At 67.3% G+C, this 13,280-nt stretch carries 23 protein-coding genes; all 23 read right to left on the reverse strand.

Translation table 11 applies throughout. The annotated features are described in order from the left end of the window. Positions 1–2: 2 nt before the first annotated feature. The gene (gene rpmD, locus ASG74_RS07060; RefSeq protein WP_056140736.1) at positions 3–185 is read right to left on the reverse strand and encodes a 50S ribosomal protein L30; all 183 of its coding nucleotides are present in this window, start codon (positions 183–185) and stop codon (positions 3–5) included. Further along, on the reverse strand, positions 185–859 hold the full coding sequence (rpsE, locus tag ASG74_RS07065; protein WP_056140739.1) for a 30S ribosomal protein S5: 675 nt from the start codon (positions 857–859) through the stop codon (positions 185–187). Before rpsE ends, rpmD begins: the two co-directional genes overlap by 1 nt. Positions 860–905: 46 nt before the next feature. Continuing rightward, positions 906–1,280: a 50S ribosomal protein L18 gene (gene rplR, locus ASG74_RS07070; protein ID WP_056140742.1), complete on the reverse strand. Its 375-nt coding sequence runs from the start codon at positions 1,278–1,280 to the stop codon at positions 906–908. Positions 1,281–1,283: 3 nt separating this feature from the next. Then, on the reverse strand, positions 1,284–1,820 hold the full coding sequence (gene rplF / locus ASG74_RS07075; protein ID WP_056140744.1) for a 50S ribosomal protein L6: 537 nt from the start codon (positions 1,818–1,820) through the stop codon (positions 1,284–1,286). Between the two features lie 12 nt (positions 1,821–1,832). Further along, a complete protein-coding gene (gene rpsH / locus ASG74_RS07080) occupies positions 1,833–2,231 on the reverse strand; it encodes a 30S ribosomal protein S8 (protein WP_056140747.1) in 399 nt (132 codons plus the stop codon). Positions 2,232–2,373: 142 nt separating this feature from the next. Then, entirely contained in the window at positions 2,374–2,559 is a 186-nt protein-coding gene (locus tag ASG74_RS07085; protein ID WP_035902511.1) for a type Z 30S ribosomal protein S14, read from the reverse strand. Position 2,560: 1 nt separating this feature from the next. Next, positions 2,561–3,133: a 50S ribosomal protein L5 gene (gene rplE, locus ASG74_RS07090; protein ID WP_056143277.1), complete on the reverse strand. Its 573-nt coding sequence runs from the start codon at positions 3,131–3,133 to the stop codon at positions 2,561–2,563. Positions 3,134–3,141: 8 nt separating this feature from the next. Next, complete coding sequence (gene rplX / locus ASG74_RS07095; protein WP_056140750.1) at positions 3,142–3,489, reverse strand: 50S ribosomal protein L24; 348 nt, start codon at positions 3,487–3,489, stop codon at positions 3,142–3,144. Position 3,490: 1 nt separating this feature from the next. Further along, the gene (gene rplN / locus ASG74_RS07100) at positions 3,491–3,859 is read right to left on the reverse strand and encodes a 50S ribosomal protein L14 (RefSeq protein ID WP_056140755.1); all 369 of its coding nucleotides are present in this window, start codon (positions 3,857–3,859) and stop codon (positions 3,491–3,493) included. An 82-nt stretch (positions 3,860–3,941) separates the two neighbouring features. Next, on the reverse strand, positions 3,942–4,220 hold the full coding sequence (gene rpsQ / locus ASG74_RS07105) for a 30S ribosomal protein S17 (protein WP_056143279.1): 279 nt from the start codon (positions 4,218–4,220) through the stop codon (positions 3,942–3,944). A gap of 23 nt (positions 4,221–4,243) precedes the next feature. Beyond that, entirely contained in the window at positions 4,244–4,492 is a 249-nt protein-coding gene (gene rpmC, locus ASG74_RS07110) for a 50S ribosomal protein L29 (RefSeq protein WP_056140757.1), read from the reverse strand. Beyond that, positions 4,492–4,911 carry a 50S ribosomal protein L16 gene (gene rplP / locus ASG74_RS07115; RefSeq protein WP_056140760.1) on the reverse strand — a complete coding sequence of 140 codons (420 nt, stop codon included), beginning with the start codon at positions 4,909–4,911 and terminating at the stop codon, positions 4,492–4,494. Before rplP ends, rpmC begins: the two co-directional genes overlap by 1 nt. Further along, positions 4,911–5,738, reverse strand: a complete 828-nt coding sequence (rpsC, locus tag ASG74_RS07120; RefSeq protein WP_056140763.1) for a 30S ribosomal protein S3 — start codon at positions 5,736–5,738, stop codon at positions 4,911–4,913. Before rpsC ends, rplP begins: the two co-directional genes overlap by 1 nt. 2 nt (positions 5,739–5,740) lie before the next feature. After that, complete coding sequence (gene rplV / locus ASG74_RS07125; RefSeq protein WP_082569692.1) at positions 5,741–6,115, reverse strand: 50S ribosomal protein L22; 375 nt, start codon at positions 6,113–6,115, stop codon at positions 5,741–5,743. A gap of 32 nt (positions 6,116–6,147) precedes the next feature. Continuing rightward, positions 6,148–6,429: a 30S ribosomal protein S19 gene (gene rpsS, locus ASG74_RS07130; RefSeq protein WP_009775961.1), complete on the reverse strand. Its 282-nt coding sequence runs from the start codon at positions 6,427–6,429 to the stop codon at positions 6,148–6,150. Positions 6,430–6,446: 17 nt separating this feature from the next. Next, entirely contained in the window at positions 6,447–7,283 is an 837-nt protein-coding gene (gene rplB, locus ASG74_RS07135) for a 50S ribosomal protein L2 (RefSeq protein ID WP_056140769.1), read from the reverse strand. Positions 7,284–7,314: 31 nt separating this feature from the next. Continuing rightward, on the reverse strand, positions 7,315–7,623 hold the full coding sequence (gene rplW, locus ASG74_RS07140) for a 50S ribosomal protein L23 (RefSeq protein ID WP_056140772.1): 309 nt from the start codon (positions 7,621–7,623) through the stop codon (positions 7,315–7,317). Continuing rightward, positions 7,620–8,618 carry a 50S ribosomal protein L4, sunset domain variant gene (gene rplD / locus ASG74_RS07145; RefSeq protein WP_056143282.1) on the reverse strand — a complete coding sequence of 333 codons (999 nt, stop codon included), beginning with the start codon at positions 8,616–8,618 and terminating at the stop codon, positions 7,620–7,622. The genes rplW and rplD overlap by 4 nt, the downstream gene beginning before the upstream one ends. Before the next feature lie 5 nt (positions 8,619–8,623). Further along, on the reverse strand, positions 8,624–9,280 hold the full coding sequence (rplC, locus tag ASG74_RS07150; protein ID WP_056140775.1) for a 50S ribosomal protein L3: 657 nt from the start codon (positions 9,278–9,280) through the stop codon (positions 8,624–8,626). A gap of 10 nt (positions 9,281–9,290) precedes the next feature. Continuing rightward, the gene (rpsJ, locus tag ASG74_RS07155; protein WP_009775966.1) at positions 9,291–9,599 is read right to left on the reverse strand and encodes a 30S ribosomal protein S10; all 309 of its coding nucleotides are present in this window, start codon (positions 9,597–9,599) and stop codon (positions 9,291–9,293) included. 396 nt (positions 9,600–9,995) lie between these two features. Then, positions 9,996–11,090, reverse strand: coding sequence for a YihY/virulence factor BrkB family protein (locus tag ASG74_RS07160; RefSeq protein ID WP_056140778.1), 1,095 nt, complete (start codon positions 11,088–11,090; stop codon positions 9,996–9,998). A gap of 113 nt (positions 11,091–11,203) precedes the next feature. Continuing rightward, the gene (locus ASG74_RS07165) at positions 11,204–11,806 is read right to left on the reverse strand and encodes a hypothetical protein (RefSeq protein ID WP_056140780.1); all 603 of its coding nucleotides are present in this window, start codon (positions 11,804–11,806) and stop codon (positions 11,204–11,206) included. A gap of 262 nt (positions 11,807–12,068) precedes the next feature. Continuing rightward, the gene (gene tuf / locus ASG74_RS07170; protein ID WP_056140783.1) at positions 12,069–13,265 is read right to left on the reverse strand and encodes an elongation factor Tu; all 1,197 of its coding nucleotides are present in this window, start codon (positions 13,263–13,265) and stop codon (positions 12,069–12,071) included. Positions 13,266–13,280 lie beyond the last annotated feature (15 nt).

Here is a 13,280-nt window from a genome sequence, read left to right on the forward strand (position 1 = left end):
GATCACTCCACTTCCTCAACGGCAACGAGGTGCGTCACCGTCTTGACCATCCCGCGGATCTCGGGACGGTCCTCCTTGACGACGACGTCGCCGATGCGCTTGAGACCGAGGCTGCGCAGGGTGTCGCGCTGGTTCTGCTTGCCGCCGATCTCCGAACGGGTCTGGGTCACCTTGAGACGGCCCATCAGGCACCTGCCTTCGCGGCGTCACGGGACTCGGCGATACCGGCTGCCTGCGCACGGAGCATGGCGGCGGGGGCCACCCGGTCCACGGGCAGACCGCGGCGCGCGGCCACGGACTCCGGACGCTCGAGCTCCTTGAGGGCCTGAACGGTGGCGTGCACGATGTTGATCGCGTTGTCGGAGCCGAGGCTCTTGGACAGCACGTCGTGGATGCCCGCGCACTCGAGCACCGCACGCACCGGACCACCGGCGATGACACCGGTACCGGGGCTGGCGGGGCGGAGCATGACGACGCCGGCAGCGGCCTCACCCTGGACGGGGTGCGGGATCGTGCCCTGGATGCGCGGGACCTTGAAGAACTCCTTCTTGGCCTCCTCGACACCCTTGGCGATCGCGGCGGGAACTTCCTTGGCCTTGCCGTAGCCGACACCCACGGTGCCGTCTCCGTCACCGACGACGACGAGGGCGGTGAAGCTGAAGCGACGACCACCCTTGACGACCTTGGAGACGCGGTTGATGGTCACGACGCGCTCAAGGTACTGGCTCTTCTCGGCCTCGCGGCCGCCACCGCGACGGTCGTCACCGCGGCCACCGCGACGGTCGCCGCCACGGTTGTCGCTGCGCTCGCCACCGGTGGTGGTTGCGGGCCCGGTGCCTCGACGCTGGGGTCCTGGCATCAGATGTTCCTCATTTCACTGCTGGTCATGTGCACGATGGTGGAGGTCACAGCGACAGCCCACCCTCGCGGGCGCCGTCGGCAATGGCCGCAACGCGACCGTGGTACTTGTTGCCACCGCGGTCGAAGACGACAGCCTCGACGCCAGCAGCCTTGGCACGCTCGGCCACGAGCTCGCCGACCTTCTTGGCCTTGGCGGTCTTGTCGCCCTCGAAGGAGCGGACGTCGGCCTCCATGGTCGAGGCCGAGGCGACCGTCTGGCCCAGGGTGTCGTCGACGACCTGGACGAAGACGTGGCGCGACGAGCGCGAGACCACGAGACGCGGGCGGACTGCGGTGCCCGTGACGCGCTTGCGGAGACGAATGTGGCGACGGCCGCGCGAGGCGACCTTGCCCTTGGCACGCTTGATGATCATTGCCATGGCTTACTTACCAGCCTTTCCGACCTTGCGGCGGATCTGCTCGCCGGCGTAACGCACGCCCTTGCCCTTGTAGGGGTCGGGCTTGCGGAGCTTGCGAATGTTGGCGGCAACCTCACCGACGAGCTGCTTGTCGATGCCCTCGACCTGGAACCGCGTGGGGTTCTCGACGGTGAAGGTGATGCCCTGCGGCGCGTTGACCGTGATCGAGTGCGAGTAGCCGAGCGCGAACTCGAGTGAACCGCCCTTGTTCTGCACGCGGTAACCGGTGCCGTGGATCTCGAGCTTCTTGACGTAGCCCTCGGTGACACCGAGAACCATGTTGTGGATGAGGGAGCGCGTCAGGCCGTGGAGCGAACGCGACTCGCGCTCGTCGTCGGGACGTGACACCTGGACCTCACCGTCGGTCTTCTCGACCTGGATGGGCTGGGCCACCGTGTGTGCGAGCTCGCCCTTGGGTCCCTTGACCTTGACGGTCTGGCCCTCGACGTTGACCTCGACACCGGAGGGGATGGCAACCGGAAGACGTCCGATGCGCGACATGTCGTGATCCCCTTACCAGATGTAGGCGAGGACTTCCCCACCCACACCCTTGCTAGCGGCCTGCCGGTCAGTGAGCAGACCGGACGACGTCGAGATGATGGCAACACCGAGTCCACCGAGAACCTTGGGCAGGTTGGTCGACTTGGCGTAGACGCGCAGTCCGGGCTTGGACACGCGACGGACACCGGCGATGGAGCGCTCGCGGTTGGGGCCGTACTTGAGGTTCACGGTCAAGGTCTGTCCGACCTCGGCGTCCTCGACGGTCCAACCGGCGATGTAACCCTCGGCCTCGAGGATCTCCGCGATGTGCGACTTGAGCTTGCTGAAGGGCATGGCGACCGTGTCCTTGTGCGCCGAGTTGGCGTTCCGGACGCGGGTCAACATGTCCGCGATCGGGTCAGTCATTGTCATTGGGCTTCTCCGCCCTCTCTCACCGTGGTTTCGACCGGGGCTGCTGCTCCGGCTGACCTTCGATGTAGATGGTTTTGGGGTATGCCGCGTGTGCGGCGTGATCCCGGCTGTGCCGGGACCGGGTTGGCTGGGTCAGCCGTGGTCACCAGGACGACTTCGTCACACCGGGGAGCTCGCCACGGTGGGCCATCTCCCGCAGGCAGATCCGGCACAGGCCGAACTTGCGGTAGACGGAGTGGGGACGGCCGCAGCGCTGGCAGCGCGTGTAGCCGCGCACCTTGAACTTCGGCTTCTTGTTCGCCTTGTTGACAAGAGCGGTCTTGGCCATCTCAGTTCTCCTTGAACGGGAAGCCGAGCGCCTTGAGCAGCGCGCGTCCCTCGTCGTCGTTCGTCGCGGTGGTGACGATGGTGATGTCCATGCCCCGGACGCGGTCGATCTTGTCCTGGTCGATCTCGTGGAACATCGACTGCTCCGTGAGACCGAACGTGTAGTTGCCGCGGCCGTCGAACTGCTTCGGGCTCATGCCACGGAAGTCACGGATGCGGGGAAGCGCGACCGAGATGAGGCGGTCGAGGAACTCCCACATGCGGTCACCGCGCAGCGTGGTGTGCGTGCCGATCGGCATGCCCTCACGCAGCTTGAACTGGGCGATCGACTTGCGGGCCTTGGTGACGACCGGCTTCTGGCCGGTGATCGCCGTGAGGTCCCGGACCGCACCGTCGATGAGCTTGCTGTCCTTGGCCGCGTCGCCGACACCCATGTTCACGACGACCTTGACGACGCCGGGAACCTGCATGACGTTGGCGTAGCCGAACTGCTCGAGCAGGCCCGCACGGATCTCGTCCGCGTAGCGCTGCTTGAGCCGGGGCTTGACAGCGGTGGTTTCAGTCTGAGTACTCATGGTCTGGCTCACAGGTCCTTGCCCGAGCGCACGCTGACGCGGGTACGGGTCGCCTTCTGGCGGCCGTCACGCTCAACGGTCTCGACGCGGGTCTTGGTGCGGGTCGGCTTCTTGTCCTCGGGGTCGACGACGGCCACGTTGCTCACGTGGATCGGCGACTCCTGGACGACGAGGCCACCGGTCTGGCTGCCGCGGGCAGTCTGCCCGGCCTTGGTGTGGCGGGTGACGCGGTTGACACCCTCGACGACGACGCGGTTCTTCTCGCGGTCGACGGAGATGACCTTGCCGGTCGAGCCCTTGTCCTTGCCGGCGAGCACCTGGACGGTGTCGCCCTTCTTGATGCCGAACTTGGCCATGTCAGAGCACCTCCGGCGCCAGCGAGATGATCTTCATGAACTTCTTCTCACGCAGCTCGCGACCCACCGGGCCGAAGATGCGGGTTCCACGAGGGTCACCATCGGTCTTGAGCAGCACTGCTGCGTTCTCATCGAACTTGATGTAGGAACCGTCGGGACGACGGCGCTCCTTCTTGGTCCGGACGATGACCGCCTTGACGACATCGCCCTTCTTGACGTTGCCACCGGGGATGGCGTCCTTCACGGTGGCGACGATCGTGTCGCCGATACCGGCATACCGGCGACCCGAGCCACCGAGAACACGGATGCACAGGATCTCCTTGGCACCGGTGTTGTCGGCGACGCGTACTCGCGACTCCTGCTGGATCACTTATCTGTCTCCTATACGTCGTGCTGGTTCTCTGCGTTGCCCCGGACGAGCCGGCAGCGGCAGAGCCTGGCCGAACTGGGCTTTACTTGGCCTTTTCGAGGATCTCGACCACGCGCCAGCGCTTGGTCGCCGAGAGCGGGCGGGTCTCCATGATGAGGACGCGGTCGCCGATGCCGGCACCGTTCTCCTCGTCGTGCGCCTTGACCTTGCTGGAGCGACGAAGCACCTTGCCGTACAGCGCGTGCTTCACGCGGTCCTCGACCTCGACGACAACGGTCTTGTCCATCTTGTCGCTGACCACGTAGCCCTGGCGGGTCTTGCGGTAGTTCCGGGCAGCGGTCTCAGCGGCCTGGGTGTGCATGGTCTCGTCCTTCACGTTCTCACTCACTTGCTGTCCTCCGACGTGGCCGGGGCGGACCCGATGCCGAGCTCACGCTCGCGCATCTCGGTGTAGATCCGGGCAATGTCCTTGCGAACGGCGCGCAGCCGACCGTGGTTGTCGAGCTGTCCGGTGGCGGACTGGAACCGCAGGTTGAACAGCTCCTCCTTGGCCTTGCGCAGCTCGTCGACGAGCTTGTCGTCGTCGAACCCACGCAGCTCGTTGGAGATCAGGTCCTTGGAACCGATAGCCATCAGAAGTCACCACCTTCACGCTGGACGAAGCGGCACTTCATCGGCAGCTTGTGCATGGCCAGGCGCATGGCTTCACGCGCGACCTCTTCGGACACACCGGAGATCTCGAACATGATGCGTCCGGGCTTGACGTTGGCGATCCACCACTCGGGCGAACCCTTACCGGAACCCATGCGGGTCTCAGCCGGCTTCTTGGTCAGCGGGCGGTCGGGGTAGATGTTGATCCACACCTTCCCACCACGCTTCATGTAGCGGGTCATCGCAATACGAGCGGACTCGATCTGGCGGTTGGTGACATAGGCCGGCTCGAGAGCCTGGAGGCCGTAGTCACCGAACGCGATGACCGTCCCACCCTTGGCAGCGCCGGAACGACCCGGGTGGTGCTGCTTGCGGTGCTTGACGCGACGGGGAATCAACATCAGCTGGACGCTCCCTCGGTGGTCGTCGCCGCGGCCGGAGCCTCGGCGGTGGCGACCTCGGCCTGCGGGGCGGACGCCTGAGGTGCGTCGGTGCGGTCGCGGCGGGCGCGAGCCGGACGGTCAGCACCGTCGCGGCGCGGGCCACGGCCCTGACGCGGCGCGGTCGCCTGCTGGGCAGCGAGCTCACGAGCGGTGAGGTCACCCTTGTAGATCCAGACCTTCACGCCGATGCGGCCGAAGGTGGTGCGGGCCTCGTAGAAGCCCACGTCGATGTTCGCGCGAAGGGTGTGCAGCGGCACGCGACCCTCGCGGTAGAACTCGGTGCGGGACATCTCGGCGCCGCCGAGACGGCCGGAGACCTGGACGCGGATGCCCTTGGCACCGGCGCGGGTCGCCGACTGCATGCTCTTGCGCATGGCCCGACGGAACGAGACACGGGCAGAGAGCTGCTCGGCCACGCCCTGGGCGACGAGCTGCGCGTCGGTCTCGGGGTTCTTGACCTCGAGGATGTTCAGCTGCACCTGCTTGCCCGTGAGCTTCTCGAGCTCGCCGCGAATGCGGTCGGCCTCGGCGCCACGGCGACCGATGACGATGCCCGGACGTGCGGTGTGGATGTCCACGCGCACACGGTCACGGGTGCGCTCGATCTCGACCTTGGAGATGCCCGCTCGCTCCATGCCCTCGGACATGAGCTTGCGGATGGCAACGTCTTCCTTGACGTAGTCGCGGTAGCGCTGACCCTCCTTGGTGGAGTCGGCGAACCAGCGGCTGCGGTGCTCGGACGTGATACCCAGACGGAAGCCGTGCGGGTTGACCTTCTGACCCATCTTCAGCGGCCTCCCTTCGAGTTGTTTGCGCGCTTGGGTGCGACGACCACGGTGATGTGGCTCGTGCGCTTGTTGATGCGCGAGGCGCGGCCCTGCGCACGCGGACGGAAGCGCTTCATCGTCGCGCCCTCGTCAACGTAGGCGGACGTGATGACGAGCTCCTGCTCGTCGAAGCGCTCGGCGGTCTTGTCGGCCTTGACCCGCGCGTTGGCGATGGCGCTCTCGAGCACCTTGAGGATCGGGTCCGACGCACCCTGCGGGGCGAAGCGCAGCGTGGCGATGGCCTCGCTGGCGTTCTTGCCGCGGATGAGGTCGATGACTCGACGCGCCTTCTGCGGGGTCACCCGGACGTGGCGGGCCTGGGCCCGCGCCTCCAGGGTGACGGCGGTGGTTTCGGTCGTGGTGGCCATCAGCGGCGCCGGCCCTTCTTGTCGTCCTTCACGTGCCCCTTGAAGGTGCGCGTGGGTGCGAACTCGCCGAGCTTGTGGCCGACCATCGACTCGGTGACGAACACCGGGACGTGCTTGCGGCCGTCGTGGACGGCGAGGGTGTGGCCGAGCATGTCCGGGCTGATGACCGAACGGCGCGACCAGGTCTTGATGACGTTCTTGGTGCCCGCTTCGTTCTGGACGTCCACCTTCTTCTGAAGGTGGTCGTCGATGAAGGGGCCCTTCTTCAAGCTACGAGGCATGTGTCAATGGCTCCTTGTCAGCGCTTCTTGCCAGTGCGGCGTCGGCGGACGATCATCTTGTCGCTCGGCTTGCCCGGGCGACGGGTGCGGCCTTCGGCCTTGCCCCAGGGGCTGACCGGGTGACGACCACCGGAGGTGCGGCCTTCGCCACCACCGTGCGGGTGGTCGACCGGGTTCATGACGACACCACGGACGGTCGGGCGCTTGCCCTTCCAGCGCATGCGGCCGGCCTTGCCCCAGTTGATGTTGGACTGCTCGGCGTTGCCGACCTCACCGATCGTCGCGCGGCACCGCGCGTCGACGTTGCGGATCTCACCGGACGGCATACGCAGCTGGGCGTAGGGACCGTCCTTGGCGACGAGCTGGACGCGGACGCCGGCCGAGCGCGCGATCTTCGCGCCGCCACCGGGGCGGAGCTCGACGGCGTGGACGACCGTACCGGTCGGGATGTTGCGCAGCGGCAGGTTGTTGCCGGGCTTGATGTCAGCGCCGGGACCGTGCTCGATGCTCGCACCCTGCTCCAGGCCCTTGGGGGCCAGGATGTAGCGCTTCTCGCCATCGGCGAAGTGGAGCAGCGCGATGCGGGCGGTGCGGTTGGGGTCGTACTCGATGTGAGCGACCTTGGCCGGGATGCCGTCCTTGTCGTGGCGACGGAAGTCGATGAGTCGGTAGGCGCGCTTGTGGCCACCACCGATGTGACGCGTCGTGATGCGGCCGTTGTTGTTGCGGCCACCGCTCTTGGTGAGCGGTCGCACGAGCGACTTCTCAGGCGTGGTGCGCGTGACCTCGACGAAGTCGGCGACGCTTGAGCCGCGACGGCCAGGCGTCGTCGGCTTGTACTTGCGGATACCCATGTCGTGTTTCCTTAAGTTCCTCAGTCGTCTCTCAGGCGCCAGCGCTGCCGAAGATGTCGATCGTGCCCTCGCGGAGGGTGACGATCGCGCGCTTGGTGTCCTTGCGCTTGCCCAGGCCGAAGCGGGTGCGCCGGGTCTTGCCCTGACGGTTCAACGTGTGGACCGAGTCGACCTTGACGCCGAAGATCTCCTCGACGGCAATCCTGATCTCGGTCTTGTTCGAGCGGGGGTCCACCAGGAAGGTGTACTTGCCCTGGTCGAGCAGTCCGTAGGACTTCTCGGAGACCACCGGCGCCAGCAGGATGTCGCGCGGGTTCTTGCCCAATGTTGACGAGCTCACTTCTGCTCCTCCTCGGAGTCCTCAGCGACCTGCTGGGCCGCTTCGCCACCGGCCGGGACGAACCCGGCGGCCTTGGCTGCGTCCGCGGTGCGGAACCAGACCTCGGCCTCGGTCGCGTCGTACCAGCGTGAACCGGGCACGTGGTACTTCATCGAGTCCTTGTTGCCCTTGACCTCGAAGCCCGCGGGAGCGGAGCCGTCCTCGAGGGCAGCGGAGCTGTCGGCGCCGAAGCCACCGTCGGTGTCCGCGGCGTCCTCGGTGTCGACGAGCGCGACCGGCGTGTCGGCCTTGGCGGGCTTGTCCGCCTTGGGGGCCTTCTGTGCCTTCTTCGCCTCGGCCGGCTTCTCGGCGGCGGCCTCGACGATGGTGACCTCGACGTCAGCGGTCTTGACCTTGGCGACGGGCCCGGCGACGAACGCGTCGAAGGCGGCCTGCGTGAAGACCACGTCGTCGGCGCACAGCACGTCGTAGGTGTTGAGCTGGTCGGCGACGATGACGTGGAGGTTGTCCAGGTTGCGCACCGACTTCATCGACACGATGTCGCTGCGGTCGAGGACGACGAGCATGTTCTTGCGCTCGGTCAGGCCTGCGAGCAGCGAGATGGCTTCCTTGGTCGAGGGAACCTCACCCGTGACGAGCGAGGCCACGACGTGGATGCGGCCGTGACGAGCCCGGTCCGAGAGGGCGCCGCGCAGGGCAGCAGCCTTCATCTTCTTCGGGGTGCGCTGCGAGTAGTCGCGAGGGGTCGGCCCGTGGACGACGCCACCACCGGTCCAGTGCGGCGCGCGGGTCGAGCCCGCACGGGCACGACCGGTGCCCTTCTGGCGGTGCGGCTTGCGACCGCCACCGCGGACCTCGCCGCGGGTCTTGGTCGAGTGCGTGCCCTGGCGCGCCGCAGCGAGCTGGGCGACGACGACCTGGTGGATCAGCGGGACGTTGGTCTGCACGTCGAAGATCTCGGCGGGCAGCTCGACGTTCACGGTGTTCGTGGCCATGGAGGTCACGCTCCCTTCACGGCGTTGCGGACGAGCACGACCGCGCCGCGGGGACCGGGAACGGCGCCCTTGACGAGCAGCAGTCCCTTGTCGGCGTCGACGGCGTGGATCGTGAGGTTCTGGGTGGTCTGGCGCACGCCACCCATGCGGCCGGCCATGCGCATGCCCTTGAAGACACGACCCGGGGTGGCGCAGCCACCGATCGAGCCCGGCTTGCGGTGGTTCTTGTGCGCACCGTGGGAGGAGGAGACGCCGTGGAAGCCGTGACGCTTCATGACACCGGCGAAGCCCTTGCCCTTGGTGGTGGCGGAGACGTCGACGGCCTGTCCGGCCTCGAACGTCCCGGCGGTGAGCTCCTGGCCCAGCGAGTACTCGCCGGCGTCCGCGGTGCGGAGCTCGACGAGGTGGCGGCGCGGCGTGACGCCCGCCTTCTCGAAGTGGCCGGTGAGCGGCTTGGTCACCTTGCGCGGGTCGATCGCGCCGAACGCGATCTGCACCGCGGCGTAGCCGTCGGTCTCGGCGTTGCGGACCTGCGTCACGACGCAGGGTCCGGCCTCGATGACGGTGACGGGGACGAGCCGGTTGTCGGCGTCCCACACCTGGGTCATGCCGAGCTTCTTGCCCAGCACGCCCTTCACGGTCTTGGTTGCAATGTCAGTCATCTGTCAACCCTCAGAGCTTGATCTCGATGTTGACGTCAGCCGGCAGGTCGAGACGCATCAACGAGTCGACGGCCTTGGGCGTCGGGTCGATGATGTCGATGAGGCGCTTGTGCGTGCGCATCTCGAAGTGCTCGCGGCTGTCCTTGTACTTGTGCGGCGAACGGATGACCACGAAGACGTTCTTCTCCGTGGGCAGCGGCACAGGGCCGACCACCGTTGCGCCGGCACGGGTCACCGTGTCGACGATCTTCCGCGCCGAGTTGTCGATGACCTCGTGGTCATACGACTTCAAGCGGATGCGGATCTTCTGTCCCGCCATCTTGGCTTCCGTCTCTCTCTCGCCGTCTTCTTACTTCTGTCAATGTGCCGGTCCCGGCTCCGACCCCCGAGGTCGGGCGTGTCGCGCCCGCTCCGCGGCCCGACGGCATACGCGATCTCTGCGTGGAACCGTCGGATGGATCGTTTCCCCGGAATCCGGGGGCTGCTCGCACCTGCTGTGTGTCGCCCCGGCCGAACCGGTTCGATGTGTTCTCACAGTCAGGGGGCTAGGTCGGAACCCTTCGAGTGGTCGAAGCATCACGTCCTGCACCAAGCAACCCAGCAAGTGTGCCAGAGGCGGGGGTGACCTACCAAATCGGGACGGGGGCGGACGGCATACCGGCGCCGGTGGCGCGTCGCTGCGACCCGGGCTGCCGCGCTCCGTCAGCCCGGAACGTCAGTCCTTCGAGCCGTCGTCGCCCGCTCCCCCGCCGTCGGCGTGTGCAACCGCACTCTCCCTCAGCCGTCGGCCCTGCGCCACCCGCTCCTCCTCCTTGCGCGCCCGCTTGCGCGACCCGGAGTCGTCCCGTGGCGGCAGCTGGAGCGTCTCCTCCGCCTCGATGCCGGCCTGGAGCTGCCGCGAGCGCTCGAGCTCGGCGTCGACCTCGGCCCCGAAGAGCAGCGCGAGGTTGGTGATCCACAGCCAGAGGAGGAAGACGATGACCCCGGCCAGGGAGCCGTAGGTCTTGTTGTAGGAACCGAAGTTCGCGACATAGAGCCCGAAGAGCAGCGAGGCGAGCACCCAGACGACGATCGCGACCACGGCTCCGATGCTCACCCACCGGAACTTCGGCTGCTTCACGTTGGGGGTGGCGTGGTAGAGCATCGCGACGAGCAGGACCACGACGAGGAGCAGGACGGGCCACTTCGCGATGCTCCAGACGGTCACCGCCGTGGAGCCGAGCCCGATCGTTTTCCCCACCGTCTCGGCCACGGGTCCGCTGACGACGAGCCCGACGAGGACCAGGCCCACGAGGACGATGCCGACGAGCGTGAGGAGGAGCTGGAGCGGACGGAGCTTCCAGAACGGGCGGCCCTCGTCGATCTCGTAGATCCGGTTGCTCGCGCGGCCGAAGGCACCGACGTAGCCCGAGGCCGACCAGAGCGCGCCCAGGACACCGGCGAGCAGGGCGAACCCGGCCGAGCTGGTCTGGGTCATCTGCTTGATCGGACCCTCGAGCTGGTTGGCGACGTCGGACTGGCCGAGGTCGCGCACCATGCCGAGCAGAGTCTGCGTCGTCGACTCCCCCTGCCCGAAGAGCCCGAGCAGCGAGACCAGCGCCAGCAGCGCCGGGAACAACGCCAGCACGGAGTAGTAGGTCAGCGCGGCAGCGAGGTCGGTGCAGTGGTCGGAGCTGAACTCCGCCCACGCGCGCTTGGCGGTGTAGCGCCAGGAGGGCTTGGTGATGTCACCCGGCGAGTCGGGCTTCGCCGCCGAGTCTGCAGGCGGTGCCGTCCGGGCCTTCGTCGTGCTCTTCTGCTCGTGTGCCATGGGCACCTGATACCCGCCACCGGCAGCGGCATGCGCCGGGACCATGACCTGGACCGGCAGGAGCCCCCGCGGGTCCCTGTCCCGCGGGGGCTCCTGCGTGCATGAGCCTGCGGTCAGCGAGGCCCTCCCCCGAGCACACCGGCGTCGAACGCCTTGAGCACCGACGCCTTGTCGGCCTCGGTGAGCGTGCCGTCCTTCACCGCCGTGTCGAGACGCTGTGACATCGCCGTGCGGTGCTCGGCCTCGCGGGCGCTCTCGAGCGTGTCGAGGGCAGTGGTGACCTTGCTCGCGGAGACGCCCAGCTCCTTGGCCAGGGCCGTGACGTATGCCGTCCGGCGGGCTTCGCGGTCCGCCTCGGTGGGCGTGGCGCCCTCCGTCGGCGGCTGTGTGGGCCGGTTGGCCTCACGCACCGTCGTGATCGCCGCCTGAACCGTGGCCTCGTCGAGGCCGAGCGCCGTGGCCAACGCGGCGGCGTCGGCGCCCTTCATCCCACCCGGCCCGTGACCGGGTCCACCGGGTCCACCACGGTCACCGGGAGCGCCGGCGGTGGTGCCGCCGGGAGTGGTGGTGCCGGGCTGCTGCGCCGAGGCTGACGAGCTCGGACTCGGGGTGGGCGTGCTCTCGGCGAGCGCGGCGTTGGCACCGAAGCCGGCGAGCGTCACGGCGGTCGCGCCGGCCACACCGGCCAGTGCGGACGTGATGGTGATCCTGGGCATGAGGGGTGTCCTCTCGTCTCAAGCCGACCCGGAGTGGTCGACCTGTTCGCTCAAGACTGGGCCGTCGGTCTGTCGCGAGCCCATGGCCGACCTGTCACTCACCTGTGTGGCCAGCAGTGCCGGCCCCGGGCACGTGGACGGACCACCGAGGACGTGCGGAAGGGCCCCGCCTGCACGAAGCAGACGGGGCCCTTCTCGAGTGCGTCAGGAACGCAGTAGTCGGTCGATCAAGCTCGCCCGACGACGACGACGTCGTCGACTGTTACTTGGTGATCTTGGTGACGCGACCGGCGCCGACGGTCCGGCCACCCTCACGGATGGCGAACTTGAGGCCCTCTTCCATGGCGATCGGCTGGATGAGCTCGACCGACATCTCGGTGTTGTCACCGGGCATGACCATCTCGGTGCCCTCGGGCAGGGAGACGACGCCGGTGACGTCCGTGGTGCGGAAGTAGAACTGGGGACGGTAGTTGTCGTAGAACGGCGTGTGACGGCCACCCTCATCCTTGGACAGGATGACGACGTTCGCGTCGAAGTTCGTGTGCGGCGTGATCGAGCCCGGCTTGCAGATGACCTGGCCGCGCTCGACGTCCTCGCGCTTGATGCCACGGATGAGCAGGCCGACGTTCTCGCCCGCACGACCCTCGTCGAGGAGCTTGCGGAACATCTCGATGCCGGTGACCGTGGTCTTGGTCGCGGGGCCCTCGTGGATGCCGACGATCTCGACGTCCTCGTTGACCTTGAGGATGCCACGCTCGATACGGCCGGTGACGACGGTGCCACGACCGGTGATCGTGAAGACGTCCTCGACGGGCATGAGGAACGGCTTGTCCACGTCACGCTCGGGCTCGGGGATGGTCTCGTCGACTGCATCCATGAGCTCGAGAACGGTCTTGCCCCACTCGGCGTCGCCCTCGAGCGCCTTGAGCGCCGAGACCTTGACCACGGGGACGTCGTCGCCCGGGAACTCGTAGGCCGAGAGGAGCTCACGGACCTCCATCTCGACGAGCTCGAGGATCTCCTCGTCGTCGACCATGTCGGCCTTGTTGAGCGCCACCACGATGTAGGGGACGCCAACCTGGCGGGCCAGGATGATGTGCTCCTTGGTCTGCGGCATGGGGCCGTCAGTGGCGGCCACGACCAGGATCGCACCGTCCATCTGGGCAGCACCGGTGATCATGTTCTTGACGTAGTCCGCGTGACCGGGGCAGTCAACGTGTGCGTAGTGACGCTTCTCGGTCTGGTACTCGATGTGCGCGATGGAGATGGTGATACCGCGCTGCTTCTCTTCGGGTGCCTTGTCGATGTCATCGAACGCGAACTGCGGGTTCAGGTCCGGGTACTTGTCGTGCAGGACCTTCGAGATCGCAGCCGTCAGCGTCGTCTTACCGTGGTCGATGTGACCAATGGTGCCGATGTTGACGTGCGGCTTGGTCCGCTCGAACTTTGCCTTCGCCACTTTGTTGTCCTCCTC

It is taken from the genome of Knoellia sp. Soil729 (assembly GCF_001427985.1).
In the GTDB taxonomy this organism is placed as follows: Bacteria; Actinomycetota; Actinomycetes; order Actinomycetales; family Dermatophilaceae; genus Knoellia.